Source organism: Pseudomonas sp. NPDC090755 (genome assembly GCF_044769005.1).
Taxonomy (GTDB): Bacteria; Pseudomonadota; Gammaproteobacteria; order Pseudomonadales; family Pseudomonadaceae; genus Aquipseudomonas.
Genome location: NZ_JBIVXC010000015.1, coordinates 75,376 through 89,332 on the forward strand (window position 1 = coordinate 75,376; position 13,957 = coordinate 89,332).

General features: G+C 62.3%; 9 protein-coding genes. 7 read left to right on the plus strand and 2 right to left on the minus strand.

The features are described from left to right. Nucleotides 1-184 precede the first annotated feature (184 nt). Nucleotides 185-2,611: a LuxR C-terminal-related transcriptional regulator gene (locus ACIQUS_RS20215; protein ID WP_403050404.1), complete on the plus strand. Its 2,427-nt coding sequence runs from the start codon at nucleotides 185-187 to the stop codon at nucleotides 2,609-2,611. 6 nt (nucleotides 2,612-2,617) lie between these two features. Here ACIQUS_RS20215 and ACIQUS_RS20220 read toward each other — a convergent pair whose 3' ends face one another. Next, the gene (locus tag ACIQUS_RS20220) at nucleotides 2,618-3,520 is read right to left on the minus strand and encodes a LysR family transcriptional regulator (protein WP_403050407.1); all 903 of its coding nucleotides are present in this window, start codon (nucleotides 3,518-3,520) and stop codon (nucleotides 2,618-2,620) included. A gap of 138 nt (nucleotides 3,521-3,658) precedes the next feature. Here ACIQUS_RS20220 and ACIQUS_RS20225 point away from each other — a divergent pair, with 138 nt between their 5' ends. The 5 genes from ACIQUS_RS20225 to ACIQUS_RS20245 all read left to right on the plus strand — a co-directional run bounded on the left by ACIQUS_RS20225 (nucleotide 3,659) and on the right by ACIQUS_RS20245 (nucleotide 9,127). Next, a complete protein-coding gene (locus tag ACIQUS_RS20225) occupies nucleotides 3,659-4,486 on the plus strand; it encodes a hypothetical protein (RefSeq protein ID WP_403050410.1) in 828 nt (275 codons plus the stop codon). Nucleotides 4,487-4,550: 64 nt separating this feature from the next. Further along, entirely contained in the window at nucleotides 4,551-5,711 is a 1,161-nt protein-coding gene (locus ACIQUS_RS20230) for an acyl-CoA dehydrogenase family protein (RefSeq protein WP_403050413.1), read from the plus strand. A gap of 10 nt (nucleotides 5,712-5,721) precedes the next feature. Further along, nucleotides 5,722-7,089 carry an MmgE/PrpD family protein gene (locus ACIQUS_RS20235; protein WP_403050416.1) on the plus strand — a complete coding sequence of 456 codons (1,368 nt, stop codon included), beginning with the start codon at nucleotides 5,722-5,724 and terminating at the stop codon, nucleotides 7,087-7,089. Then, nucleotides 7,079-8,305 carry a CaiB/BaiF CoA transferase family protein gene (locus ACIQUS_RS20240; RefSeq protein ID WP_403050419.1) on the plus strand — a complete coding sequence of 409 codons (1,227 nt, stop codon included), beginning with the start codon at nucleotides 7,079-7,081 and terminating at the stop codon, nucleotides 8,303-8,305. The genes ACIQUS_RS20235 and ACIQUS_RS20240 overlap by 11 nt, the downstream gene beginning before the upstream one ends. Nucleotides 8,306-8,314: 9 nt before the next feature. Then, nucleotides 8,315-9,127 carry an HpcH/HpaI aldolase/citrate lyase family protein gene (locus ACIQUS_RS20245; protein WP_403050422.1) on the plus strand — a complete coding sequence of 271 codons (813 nt, stop codon included), beginning with the start codon at nucleotides 8,315-8,317 and terminating at the stop codon, nucleotides 9,125-9,127. On the opposite strand, the gene ACIQUS_RS20250 is transcribed toward ACIQUS_RS20245, so the two are convergent. Further along, nucleotides 9,128-11,875, minus strand: coding sequence for a LuxR C-terminal-related transcriptional regulator (locus ACIQUS_RS20250; RefSeq protein WP_403050425.1), 2,748 nt, complete (start codon nucleotides 11,873-11,875; stop codon nucleotides 9,128-9,130). A 364-nt stretch (nucleotides 11,876-12,239) separates the two neighbouring features. Between ACIQUS_RS20250 and ACIQUS_RS20255 the strand changes: the two genes are divergently transcribed. Continuing rightward, nucleotides 12,240-13,928 (plus strand): GMC family oxidoreductase, encoded by a 1,689-nt coding sequence (locus tag ACIQUS_RS20255; protein WP_403050428.1) that lies wholly within the window; start codon nucleotides 12,240-12,242, stop codon nucleotides 13,926-13,928. Nucleotides 13,929-13,957 lie beyond the last annotated feature (29 nt).

The following is a 13,957-nucleotide window of genomic DNA, read 5'->3' on the forward strand; positions in this document are numbered from 1 at the left end:
GGGAGCGGGCATGACCTGCGACTGCGATGGGCCAGTCCTATCGCATCGTGAGGCAAGCTCGCTCCCACCTAAGTGAACAGATCAAGCGTAGGACTAGTTCCTACGACCGATTGTGAAGGCAGGCCCCTGATGATTTGCTAGGCACACGCTGCCGCCTGGCCAATAACAATTATCAGGTGTTGTCATGACCAGTCTTAACCTCAAGACACTGCCTTCGCTGCCGGTGTCATTGCCCAACTTGCCCGCACGGCACTTGCCTCGCCAGCATCTGGTTGACCTGCTGCTGAAAAAAAGCCAGCGTTTGCGCCTGTTGTGCGCCCCGGCCGGTTTTGGCAAAAGCACCTTGTTGTGCGAAACCCTGCGCCAACTGCCGCAAGAGCGCACTGCCTGGATCCCGATGAGTGGCCAGTGGCTGACCATCGGCACGTTCTGCCAGCAGATCGGCAAGGCTTTCGGGGTCGCCCCGGCCATCTACCGTGATACCGATGCGTTGCTGTCGTGGTTCAGCCAATGCGAGGAAACACTGCGTCTGGTGCTCGACGATTACCCAAGCCAGGGGCCGGATCCGATTGGCCAGTGGCTCGACCAGTTGCTTGGGTTGCCCGGCAGCGCCTTGCAGGTGTTTGTCAGCTGTCGCCAGCGCCCGCAATTGAACCTGTCACGCTTGTTGCTCGAGGATGAATTGCTGGAGCTGGACAGCCGCCAGTTGGCGTTCAGCCGTGACGAATTCGAGCAGTTGATGGGCCTGTTGGCGCCCAACCGTTGCGCCAACGAAAACGCCATGCTCTGGCAACAATCGTTGGGCTGGTGCGCCGCCACGCGGCTGCTGTGCGAAGCGTCGCAACAGCAGGGCAGCGTCTGGTTGCGCGAATACTTGCAGCACGAAGTACTGTCGCGCCTGACGGAGCGACAAGTGTCGATACTCAGCGCCCTGGCCCACCTGCCCAAGTTCAATGCTGCGCTGTATGCGCACCTGTGGGATGACGAAAACGGTACCGCTGCCTTCGAGCTGATGCTGCGCACCAACGCCTATTTTCACGTGCTGGATGCGGCCGGCCAGTGGTACTGCTTGTTGCCCGCTATCGCCAACGCCTTGCGCGACCAGCTCCAGGGGGCTGCGCTCAATCAACTGCGGCTGCGCGCGTGCCATTGGCTGAGCGCCGCAGGGTGCATTGACGACGCCATCGAGTTGGCCCTGTGCGCAGGACAGCCAGACCTTGCCGCCAACCTGATGGATCGCCTGGGTTTTGACTGGTTGTTTGCCCGCCAGCATTTGAACAAATGGCTTGGTTGGTACGACAGAATGCCGCCGTCACTGTTGCTCGGCTCGCCGCGCTTGATTTTCCAGAGCGCACGGGCGTTGCTGTTGAGCTGGCGGCTGGACGAAGCGCACAGCTGCATTGCCCGTCTTGAACGGTTTCTGCCACATCCCGACCCTGTACAGCATCGGCGGCTGATTGCCAATTGGCAGGCATTGTACGGCAGCCTTGAGGGCTTGCGAGGCCATGCACAGACGGCAGGTGAGCACTGCCGCCAAGCACTGGCGCACCTGAGCAGTCCTGACTGGCGATCGGCCATTCTGTGTCATTCGACCCTGGGTCGGGTAGAAATGGCCACCGGCAACAGCCAGGACGGCCGCCAGTTGCTCCAGGATGCGGTAGAAATTGCACGGCGCCATGGTTGTCTGGCCAACGAGGTACTGATCAATACCGATCGCATTCGCCAGGCGATCCTTTCCGATGAGCTGGCCCAGGCTGAAATTCTCTTGAACCAGAGCCTGGAGCTGACCCGCGCCGATACACGGCCAAGTTTGTTGCTGGGGCGCCTGCACCTGCTGCAAGGCGAACTGCACCTGTTGCGCGGTGCTGCAAGCGAGGCTGAAAAGGCGCTTGAGCTTGGAATGAGCCTGGCTCGCGAAAGTGCTGACCCCTTCAAGCTCCACGGCTATGTGGGCCTTAGCGAAGTTGCCGCCAGACAGGGTGACTTCGACCAGGCAAGCCGGGCAATGCATGACGCCGAACGGCACATGCATTGTCAAAAGGCTCAGGCCAGCTGCTATCAGATGCTGCTGGACTACCAGCGCCTGCGGTTGCTTGTGCACAGGGGCGAGTGGCAAGCGATCGAGCCGATTGCCCTGGCGATGGAAGCGCTGCTTGACCCGGGATCTGGCCGTATCGCACCGTTGCACACGCCGTCGTTGCCGCTGCGTATTCAACTGCTACTGGCGCTTGCGCAGCGCGGGCTTGGCCGAGCGGATGAGGCGCGCAAGCGTCTACTGGCAATGCTCGAGCACTGTGAACGGTTCAAGTTCAACGCGCTGGCCAGAGAGGCGCGTGTGCTGCTGGAAACGATCGAAGGTCAAGGTCAAGGCGATGTGCCCTCGGCGAATCCCGCAGCAGCCAAGCCCTCACGCTTTGAATTATCCAGCCGCGAACTGTCGGTACTGAACCTGTTGGCCACCGGCCTGACCAATCAGGAAATTGGCGACAACCTGTTCATCTCCCTCAATACCGTCAAGGCCCATACCAAGAGCATCAACGCCAAACTTGGGGTCAAGCGCCGCGCGCTGGCGGTGATGCGCGCACAGGAAATGGGCTTGCTTGCGCCATGAAGCGAATTATTGGCATGGGTCCTTGCCGCACGCTTGCAGCGTTTCAATCAATGCCTGGGTACAGGCGGGCAGTGCCTGCAGATCGCGCACCAGGATGCTGCGTTCGCGAACCGCCCAAGGCTCGTCCAGTTCGACGACGGACAGCTCCATGCTCAGGGCATGGCGGCGTGCGGCAGTCTCGGGAATGACGCCAATGCCAACACCGGCTTCGATCATGCGACACACCGCCTCGAAGCTCGACAGCTGGATTCGAAGCGGCAGGGATTCGCCGATGTTCTCCACCTGTTCACGCATGAAGCTGTTCAGCGTACTGCCATCGTGCAGGCCGATGTGGGGGAACTGCAGGGTGTCGGCCAGTGACAGGCGCTGTTGTTGCGCCAATGGATGTTCACGGGGGACGGCCAGCACCAGGCGGTCGGTACTGAAATGCAGCGCTTGCAGGCCATTGGCGTGCACGGGGCCGGCAATGATGCCCAGGTCGGAGGAGCCGTCCAGCACCCCGCGAACGATGTCGCGGTTGAGTTTTTCCTGCAGGTCCACGGTCACGCCGGGGCGCAGTGCCAGAAAACCCGCCAGCACCTGGGGCAGGAATTCGGTGACGGCAGTGGTATTGGCAAATATGCGGATGTGGCCGGCGGCATCAGTGCCGTAGGCGGTGAACTCGCTCTTGAGGTACTCCACCTGACGCAGGATCAACCGCGCGTGGTGCAGCAGGCGCTGGCCCGCCGGCGTGACCTCGACACCGCGGTTGTCGCGATAGAGCAGGCGGCTGCCCAGCTGGTTCTCCAGGGCCTTGATCCGGGCACTGGCAGCGGCGGGAGAGAGGCAGGCCTTGCGTGCGCCCTGGGTCAGGCTTGGGGCCTCGGCTATGTGGGTAAACAGACGCAGGTCGGCCAGATCAAAGTGCATGGGTGGGCTCGCGGCAGGCAAAGGATTTCGATGTTGGCGTTCGTTTATGGCGAACGCTGGATTATTAAAAGACTGATTCATCAAACGCAAGCCTGTGGGCATGCTTGCTGTCACATTGATCGAGCCTGGAGCATCTCCATGAGCAATTCCCCTTACGCCCAATGGATTGGCCGTCGCGAACACACCGAGGAACGCCTTGGCAGCAACCTGGTCAAGCGTATCGCTGCAACCCTAGGCCAAGCGACACCGGCGCCCGGCGACGCGTTGCCGCCGCTGTGGCATTGGGCATTCTTTCAACCGGCCGTCGATCAGCTGGAGCTTGGGCGCGACGGTCATCCGCTGCAGCTGCCGATCCTGCCACCGACGGTCAATCGCAACCGCATGTGGGCAGGTGGGCGAATCGAGTTCTTCGAGCCGTTGCGCGTCGACGCGCTGGCGACCCGCATCAGTACCTTGCTCAACGTCGAGGAAAAGACTGGGCGTGGCGGTTCATTGCTGTTTGCCACCCTGCGTCACGATTACCAGCAAGACGGCAAGCTGTGCCTGCGTGAAGAGCAGGACATCGTCTATCGCGAGCCAAGTCCGCCGCGCCTGGGCGACGGCCAGGGTCTGCCGCCTGCCGACTGGCAGGAGACCGTCGAGCCGACATCGACACTCTTGATGCGCTACAGCGCGGTGACCTTCAACGCCCATCGCATTCATTACGACTGGCCCTACGCCACAGACGTCGAGGGCTACCCCGGCCTGGTCGTGCATGGGCCGTTGATTGCGACCCTGAACCTGCGCGCCTTTTGCCACGCCAACCCTGAAGCACGCCTGCGGCGGTTTGCCTATCGCGGGGTACGCCCCTTGATTGCACCAGAGCCGTTTCAAGTAGGCGGTCGCATCACCGCGCCAGGCCAGGCCGAGCTGTGGGCCGGCGATGCGCGCGGTATCGCCCAGCAGGCGGAGTTGACGTTCGACTGATCGAATCACGGCGTCGCCTGTGCGTGCCGTTGCCCCCCCATCACAACAAAAACCAGGAGTAACGATGAATCCCAACAGTGAAGAGCTCAACGCCATTCGTGAAGGCGTACGCGCCTTGTGTGCCGGGTTCGATGCCGCCTACTGGCGCCGGATCGACGAGGAGAAAGGCTTCCCGGAGGCGTTCGTCAGCGCCATGACCCAGGCCGGTTGGCTGTCGGCGATGATCCCTGAGGCGTTCGGCGGCTCCGGCCTTGGCCTTGCCGAAGCCTCGGTGATTCTTGAGGAGGTCAACCGCAGCGGCGGTAACTCCGGTACGGTTCACGGGCAGATGTACAACATGTTCACCTTGCTGCGAAACGGTAGCGATGCACAAAAGCGCTACTACCTGCCCAAGCTCGCCAGTGGCGAGTTGCGCCTGCAATCGATGGGGGTCACGGAGCCTACAACCGGCACCGACACCACCAAGATCAAGACCACCGCGGTGCGCAAAGGTGACAAGTACGTCATCAATGGCCAGAAAGTGTGGATCTCGCGCATCCAGCATTCGGACCTGATGATCCTGCTGGCGCGCACCACGCCGCTTGATCAGGTCAAGAAAAAGTCCGAGGGCATGTCGATCTTCCTGGTCGACCTGCGTGAGGCCATTGGCAATGGCTTGAGCGTTCAGCCCATCGCCAACATGGTCAATCATGAAACCAATGAGCTGTTCTTCGACAATCTGGAGATTCCGGCCGACAGTTTGATCGGCGAAGAAGGTCGGGGATTCAAGTACATCCTTGATGGCCTCAACGCGGAACGTACGTTGATTGCCGCCGAGTGCATCGGTGATGGCCGCTGGTTCATCGACAAGGCCAGCCAGTATGCCCGCGACCGGGTGGTGTTCGGTCGTCCGATCGGTCAGAACCAGGGCGTGCAGTTCCCGATTGCCGAAGCCCACGTCGAGATCGAAGCCGCCGACCTGATGCGCTGGCGCGCCTGTGAGCAGTACGACAGCGGCGTCAATGCCGGCGCCAGCGCCAACATGGCCAAGTACCTGGCGGCCAAGGCGTCCTGGGAGGCGGCCAATGCCTGCCTGCAGACCCACGGCGGCTTTGGTTTTGCCTGTGAATACGACGTCGAGCGCAAGTTCCGCGAAACCCGCCTGTACCAGGTCGCGCCGATCTCCACCAACCTGATTCTGTCCTACGTGGCCGAGCATCTGCTCGAACTGCCACGCAGCTACTGAGGAAATCATCGTGAGCCATACCCGTACATTGGCTGCATTTCTGGCCAAGCTGAGCTACGACGATTTGCCCGATGCTGTGCTGGCACGCACCGAAGACCTGTTTCTGGACTGGCTCGGTTCGGCACTGGCCAGCCAGGGCGCGCACCCGATTCCATTGTTCGAGCGCTATGCCGCCAAAATGGGCCCTGCTGACGGTACCGCAAGCATCCTGGTCAACGGCTTGCGCAGCTCGCCGTACTTCGCCGCCCTGGTGAACGCCGCGTCCTCGCACCTGGTCGAGCAGGATGATCTGCATAACAGCTCGGTGCTGCACCCGGCCACGGTGGTGTTCCCGGCCGCGCTGGCTGCCGCCCAGGACTTGGGCAAGAGCGGGCAGGCATTGCTGCTGGCGTCGGTTGCAGGCTATGAGGCGGGCATCCGTATCGGTGAATTCCTCGGACGCTCGCATTACCGCATCTTCCACACCACCGCCACGGTCGGCACCCTGGCCGCAGCGGTCGCGGTCGGCAAGCTGATGGACTTCGACGAAGACGCCTTCATCAACCTGCTTGGCAGTGCCGGCACCCAGGCCTCAGGGCTGTGGGAGTTTTTGCGCGATGCGGCGGATTCCAAGCAACTGCACACCGCCAAGGCTGCCGCCGATGGCTTGCTGGCGGCCTACCTGACCGCCGATGGCCTGACCGGTGCACGCAACATTCTCGAAGGCGAGCAGGGCATGGCTGCAGGCATGTCCAGCGATGCGCGCCCCGAGTGTTTGTCCGATCGTCTGGGCAGCCGCTGGGCGTTGCTGGAAACATCATTCAAGTTCCACGCTTCTTGCCGTCACACCCATCCGGCCGCTGACGCACTGCTGGCACTGATGCAGCGCGAAGGGCTGCAGCATGACCAGATCGAGCGCGTGATTACCCGCGTACACCAAGGGGCGATAGATGTACTGGGGCGGGTAACCGTTGCGCAAACCGTGCACCAGGCGAAGTTCTCCATGGGCACGGTGCTTGGGCTGATCGCGGTACACGGCAAGGCGGGCTTGACCGAGTTCGACCAGTTCGCCCTGAGCGATGCGCGGGTCAGCGCCTTTCGTGACAAGGTCACGATGCAACTGGACGCCGAAGTCGATGGCGCCTATCCACAGCGCTGGCTGGGTCGGGTCGATGTGCTGAGCGTCGAGGGGCGCTGCTTGCATGCCGCCATCGACTCGCCCAAGGGCGACCCGGACAACACCTTGTCGCGCGAAGAGCTGGAGGACAAGTTCCGTCGCTTGCTGGCTTATGCCGGAGCGCTAAACACCGACCAGGCCGCAATCCTCATCGAACGCGTATGGAATCTGCGCAACACGCCGAGCTTGAGCGACCTGATGGAGATGAGCCATGGCTGCTGAATCGAATACGCCGAGACCGCTGGACGGCATCACCGTTGTCAGCCTGGAACATGCGATTGCGGCGCCATTCTGTACACGCCAGCTGGCGGACCTGGGGGCACGGGTCATCAAGGTCGAGCGCCCCGGCAGCGGTGACTTTGCCCGCGGTTACGACCAGCGGGTACGGGGCATGGCTTCGCATTTTGTCTGGACCAACCGCTCCAAGGAAAGCCTGGCGCTGGACCTCAAGCATGATCAAGCGCAGCCGGTACTCGAAGCGCTGTTGCAGCAAGCTGACGTGCTGGTGCAGAACCTTGCGCCGGGCGCAGCAGCGCGTATGGGGTTGTCCTATGAAGCCTTGCGCAGCCGCTTTCCGCGCCTGATCGTCTGCGATATTTCCGGTTACGGCGAAGGTGGCAGCTATGAAAGCAAGAAGGCCTACGATCTGCTGATCCAGAGCGAAAGCGGCTTTCTTTCGGTCACCGGCGACGCCAATGAAGAAGGCATGGCCAAGGCTGGTTGCTCCATCGCCGACATCTCGGCCGGCATGTATGCCTACACCGGTATCCTCTCGGCACTGTTGTTGCGTGAGAAGACCGGGGAGGGGAGTCGCGTAGATGTCTCCATGCTCGAGAGCCTGGTGGAGTGGATGGGCTACCCGATGTATTACGCCTTCGAAGGCGCTGCGCCGCCGCAGCGCACAGGTGCGGCGCATGCCACCATCTACCCGTATGGTCCGTTTCCCGTCGGTGACGAGGCAACGGTAATGCTCGGGTTGCAGAACGAGCGGGAATGGCAACAGTTCTGCGCTGTGGTGCTGGAACGTCCGGAGCTGACCGTCGATCCGCGATTTTCTGCCAACTTCAAACGTTCGGAAAACCGCCAGGCCCTGCGGGCAATCATCGTCGAGGTATTTGCAGGGCTGGGCTACCAGGCGGTGGTCGAGCGCCTCGATGCCGCGCAGATCGCCAATGCCCAGGTCAATGACATGGCATCGGTGTGGACGCATCCACAACTGGCGGCCAGGCAGCGTTGGGCTGAGGTAGCCAGCCCTGTGGGGACATTGCCCAGCTTGTTGCCGCCGGCCAGTAGCAGTGCGTTCGCACCGCGCATGGACGCGGTGCCCGGGCTTGGCCAGCACAGCATCAGCGTGCTGGCGGGGCTGGGCTACAGCGCTGCGAAAATCAGCGACCTGACGCAAACCGGTGCCATCCAGAACGGCGCCCAACTCGACTGAGGCTTTCCCATGTCATGGACTATCGTTCGCTCGGCACTGTTTGTGCCGGGCAGCCGGCCGGAGCGGTTCAGCAAGGCCCTGGCCAGCGGCGCGGATGCGGTGATCATCGACTTCGAAGACGCCGTGGCGCCACAAGACAAGCCCCAGGCCCGGGAGAATCTGTCGGCGTTCCTGGAACAGCATGCGGATGCACGCGTGCTGGTACGGGTAAACGCTGCCGGGCACCGCGAGCACGAGGCCGACCTGCAGCTGTGCCGCACGCTCCCCGGCGTGGTTGGTATCTTGCTGCCCAAGGCAGAGACGACCACGCAGGTACTGAGGGTTGCTGCCACCCACAAGCCGGTCTGGCCGATCATCGAAAGCGCCATGGGCGTGCTGGCCATCGAGCGTATCGCGGCCTGCGTGGGTGTGGCTCGTCTCACCTTTGGCGCCCTGGACCTTGCCCTCGACCTGGGAATGCGCGCTGATTCTGCGGCGGCGGACAGCGTGTTCGACCAGGTTCGCTACGCAATGCTGCTGCATTCTCGGGTCAACAGCCTGGCGCCGGCGCTTGACAGTGTTTACCCGGCGTTTGAAGACGAAGCCGGGCTCGATGCTGCCCTGCGTCGCGCTCGCGACATGGGCCTGGGGGGTGCCTTGTGCATTCATCCGCGCCAGGTGGCGGTGATTCATGCGGCGCTTGCGACCACAGCGCAGGAAAAAGCCTGGGCGCAGCGCGTGCTCGACGCGGCAGCCTCGGGGCTGGCGGTATTTGAAGTGGATGGGCAAATGGTCGACGCGCCGGTGATAGACCGGGCGCGTCGCCTGTTGGCCCAGGGCTGATCAGTCGAGCAGTCCCTTGGCCCGGGCAATGGCCACAGCCTCGGTGCGCCCTTGCGCACCGAGCTTGGCGTTGATGTTGCGCAAGTGGGATTTCACCGTGAACTCGGAAAGAAACATCTTTTGCGCGATCGCCCGGTTGCGCAGCCCGGCCGCCAGCAACTGGATGACCTGGATCTCCCGGGTCGTCAACGACTCTTTCGCATCGCTTTCGCCTGACGACGTAGCGCAGGTCTCGCCGCAATTGCCGGCGCGTTGCAACAGGCGGGTCAGAAAACGTGTCTCGATACCCAGGCTGCTGGCGCGGGCCTGGTGGGACACGGCCCAACGCTGAAGCACATCGGCCAGCCGCGCGCCCTCATCAAGGAAGGTGCGCAAAAAGCCTTCGTGGCTGGCAAAACGCAGTGCTTGGGTCAGTTGCGCAAACCCGTCTTCCTGTTGCCCTGCGCCATCCAGTGCCATGGCCAGCAGCAGGCACAATTTCAGCTTGCGGCGGTAGTGCTGGCGCTCGTCGGCCTGAGCGATAGCATCCTGCAGCTGTGACGCGGCCTCGACACAGGCGCCCTGGGCAATTTGCAGGCGCAGGCGAGCAATCGATGGGGTATCGACATCGCTGCCGTGAAAGAGAATGCCGGGACGGTCCCAACTGCTGATCAGATTCGCCGAGCGCAAGGCCTGGGCTGCCGCGTCCAGACGGTTTTCCAGGGTGGCGATGCGCGCCCGTTCCAGCCAGGCGGAACACATCACCCGGTCCGAGCCGGATTGGCGACCGATCTGTTCCAGTTCGGCAAGGTAGCGCAGCCAGGTATCGCGCTCGCCTTTCAAGTAGGCGATCCTGGCCAGCAGTACGTGGCTGGAAATCAGTGAATCCGGTGGGCTGCCATCTTTGGCGTGGGGCAGCGCCTCGCAAAGGTTGTGTTCAACTTCTTCCAGCGCATCGGACTCGTACAGGGCCAGTGACAAGGTAATGTCCAGCGACGTTTTGCCACCGAATGCGCTGTTGCCGTTGCCTGTCCAGCGGCACTGGGCGGCGGCTTGCAAGCGGGCAAGGGCGTTGCCCAGCCGACCCTGGGTCAGGTCCAGGACGCCTTCGATGCATCCGGTGACCGTGTTCAAGTAGGTCACACGATCTGGCGAGCTGCGCTTGTAGGCCTGTGAAAACAGATGCCGCGCCTCTTCATGGCGCCCGGTAACCAGCATGCTGAATGCCAGCGAGTTGGTGACTACGCCGTACTGGAACACTTCATCGAGCGGGATCTGCTCGATATGCTCAAGGCCTTCGAGGTAACACTCATCCACCTGGTCGGTGATGGCCAGGACCATGCAGCGAATGGTCCTGGCTTCCAGCTTGAACCGTTCGCGCGTGTCTTGATCGGCACGCCCTTCAAGTTGCTCGACAATCTTCAGCGCGTCGCGGTAGCGCCGGTGCAACGCCAGTGCCCAGGCATAGGCCACGTTGAGGTTCGGGTGCAGTTCCAGGTAAGCCTGGGGAATCCGGTCGAGCCAGCTGAGCAGCAGCCGCGAGCGCGCGTCGGCCATCAGTTGCCCGGCATACAGCGCCAGACGGCTGGCCGCTTCAGCCGTAGCCCCGGCTTGTAGCAGGTGCTCGATGGCCGGAATCGGCCGGTCCGCCGAGAAATGCCACTGGGCGGCGGCGTGGTGCAAGCTGACTGCGCGCCCGGGGAATTGCCGGTTCAGCGCGTCCTTGAGGTAGCTGGCGAACAAACTGTGGTAACGGAAACACTGATGTTCATTGTCCAACGGGAAGATGAACAGGTTACTGCGCTCAAGGTGCTCGATCATGGCCTGGCTGTCGTTGCGCCCGGTGACCGCATCGCACAGCGGCGCATTGAGTTGCTCGAGAATGCTGGTGTCCATCAGAAACAGGCGGCAGTCTTCGCTTTGCCTGGCGAGAATGTCTTCAGCCAGGTACTGGGCCAGCTCCTGGTTCGAACCGGAAAAAGAGGCCACGAAAGCGGCAGGGTCGGTACGTCCTTGCAACGACAAGCTGGCCAGGTAGATGGCCGTGATCCAGCCCTCTGTGCAGCGAAACAGCGTAGCGATCTCATTGTCGCGCAATGTCAGCTGGCGCTTTTCACGGATAAAGCGGGTGGCCTCCTCCAGGGTAAAACGCAGCGCGGCGGGGTTGATCTCCACCAACTGGCCGCGGGCGCGCAGTCGGCCCAGGCCGATATCCGGCGTGGTTCTGGAGGCGATCACCAGCACCCCGCAGGGCGGCAAAGCGTCCATCAGGCGTTGAACGAAGTCCAGTACCGAAGGGTTTTCAATGGCTTCAAACTCATCAAGCACGATTGAAAACGGCTTCACACAGCTGCTGACGCGTTCCAGCAGCTCCTGCAACTGCTCGGCCGCATTGACACTGGCTGGCTGTGAGCCAGCCTCGAGCGCGTCATCGGCACACAGGTCACGGATACCGCTGAGCAAGTGGGTGATCAGGCGTTGAATGTCGTTGTCGGCTTTATCCAGGTTAAGCCAAAGCACGCGGCGTCCGGCAGCCAGGCAGCGCTCGCGGTACTGCAGGAGCAGCGTGGTTTTGCCGAACCCGGCAGCGGCGCGAAGCAATATCAACCGCGCGTTGGCCACACTGCCCATGGTGTCGAGCAAATGGGCGCGGACAAGATGGCTGGGCGCGGCAATCGGCGCTGAAAGCTTGGCGTGCAGCACCTTTGCGCAGGTGGTGTGGCCAAGGTCCGTGGCAGCTGAGTCGTGGTGCTCCAGAGCATCGGGCATTGAAGTCTCCAGCAAGCGGGCTAGAGGGGGGGCGCGCAAAGACGCCGCCGTGGTTCCGCTTTTATTGTTATTTGATCCCTGCAGTTTGCCACGTCAAGGGTGGCAGGTATGCCGTTCTTTTGAACTAGTTCACCGCCCTGTAGGAGCGGGCTTGCCCCGCGATTTCGATCTGTCAGTCACATCGCATCGCGGGGCAAGCCGGCTCCTACAGGCATTCGATCCATACCAGGCAAAGGGACTAGTCCCCGTTTCACCTGTTCGAACGATTGTGCTCGTCGGCCGCAGGCTTAGGCTGGGTCCGGCATGTAGCAATGGCTTGCCGCTAGCGGCAATGCGACTTTCGAACAATAACAAAGGTGACGGTATGGAACAGGCTTACGATTTCATCGTGGTCGGGGGTGGGTCGGCCGGTTGCGCAGTAGCAGGGCGCCTGGCGGATGCCAACTGTGGTGAGGTGGCCCTGCTGGAAGCGGGTGGTCATGATCATCGCCCACTGGTGACGACGCCGGTCGGCATCGCGCTGGTGATCCCGCGGGCCGGTGAATTCAACTACGCCTACAACAGCTTGCCTCAGCCCAGCATGGCGGGCCGCGCAGGGTATCAACCGCGGGGCAGGGGCCTGGGCGGCAGTTCCTCGATCAACGGCATGGTGTATATCCGTGGCCGGGCCTCGGACTATGACCACTGGCAAAGCATGGGCGCTGAAGGCTGGGGCTGGAAGGATGTGCTGCCTTATTTCAAACGCTCCGAGTGCAATGAGCGGGTCGCGGGCCGCGATGACGATCCATTGCATGGCGGCACAGGTCCCTTGCATGTCACCGACCCGCGCTCACCCTGCGCCATGGCCCGGCACTTTCTGGAGGCGGCAAGCAGCGCCGGACATGCCTATAACCATGACTTCAATGGGCCTGTGCAGGAAGGCGTCGGTTACTTCCAGGTCACTCAGCGCAACGGCGAACGCTGGAACGCCGCCCGTGCCTATTTGCACCGGGGCAACACGGGCGATGGTCGGTTCAATGGCGGGCGCGCCAATCTGCACGTCCAGGTAAACACCCAGGTACTGCGCGTACTGTTCGAGGGGCGCCGGGCGGTGGGTGTGCTGGTACTCAAAGACGGTCGCGAGCAGGTCTTGCGGGCACGCAAGGAAGTCATCCTCAGTGCCGGTAGCCTGATCTCGCCGCAGTTGCTGATGGTGTCCGGCGTAGGGCCGGCCAAGCATCTGCAGGAAAAAGGCATCAAGGTGCTGGTCGATGCGCCACAGGTCGGCAAGAACCTGCAGGAACACGTCGATGTCATCTTGCACAAGCGTCTGTTCCGCACCGAGCTGTTCGGGGTGTCGGTGCGTGGGGCGTTTCGCTATCTCTGGGAGCTGATCAAGTACCGCGGCCGGCGCGAAGGTGTGTTCACCCGTAGCTTTACCGAGGCCGGTGGTTTTCTGAAAACCGACCCGTCACTGGCCGAGCCGGATGTGCAACTGCATTTCGTGATGTCCGCCGGTGACAATCATGGGCGCAAATTCCGCTATGGCCATGGCTATTCGTGTCATGTCTGTGTCCTGCATCCCCATAGCCGTGGCGAAGTGCGCCTGGCCTCCGCCGATATGCGCGATGCGCCGGTGATCGAGCTCAACATGCTCGCCGATGACCGCGACATGGAGGTCATGCTCAAGGGCGTGCATCAGGTTCAGGCGATTCTCGAGCAGCCTGCGCTGGCGCGCTTTGGCGGCAAGGCGCTGCACTTTGCCGGGCTGAAATTCGACGGCAGTGATGACCCGCAGATCAAGCAGGTCATCCGCGAGCGTGCCGATGGCGTGTATCACCCGGTCGGCACGTGCCGGATGGGCAGCGACGCGGCCTCCGTCGTCGATCCTCAATTGCGGGTACGCGGGGTCGAGGGCCTGCGCGTGGTGGATGCCTCGGTGATGCCAAGGGTGGTCGCCGGCAACACCAATGCCCCCTGCATGATGATCGGTGAAAAGGCCGCGGACCTGATCATCGCCGATCACCGTGCGCATGCCGCATCCGGCGACACGTCAAAGCCTGTGATGGCCTAGCCATTGACGAAGGGCCGCAAACCATCCCG

Coding starts and splice junctions, on each gene's coding strand:
- ACIQUS_RS20240 (WP_403050419.1), top strand. CDS start 7,079: ATGGCTGCTGAATCGAATACGCCGAGACCGCTGGACGGCATCACCGTT.
- ACIQUS_RS20230 (WP_403050413.1), top strand. CDS start 4,551: ATGAATCCCAACAGTGAAGAGCTCAACGCCATTCGTGAAGGCGTACGC.
- ACIQUS_RS20215 (WP_403050404.1), top strand. CDS start 185: ATGACCAGTCTTAACCTCAAGACACTGCCTTCGCTGCCGGTGTCATTG.
- ACIQUS_RS20220 (WP_403050407.1), bottom strand. CDS start 3,520: ATGCACTTTGATCTGGCCGACCTGCGTCTGTTTACCCACATAGCCGAG.
- ACIQUS_RS20225 (WP_403050410.1), top strand. CDS start 3,659: ATGAGCAATTCCCCTTACGCCCAATGGATTGGCCGTCGCGAACACACC.
- ACIQUS_RS20255 (WP_403050428.1), top strand. CDS start 12,240: ATGGAACAGGCTTACGATTTCATCGTGGTCGGGGGTGGGTCGGCCGGT.
- ACIQUS_RS20250 (WP_403050425.1), bottom strand. CDS start 11,875: ATGCCCGATGCTCTGGAGCACCACGACTCAGCTGCCACGGACCTTGGC.
- ACIQUS_RS20245 (WP_403050422.1), top strand. CDS start 8,315: ATGTCATGGACTATCGTTCGCTCGGCACTGTTTGTGCCGGGCAGCCGG.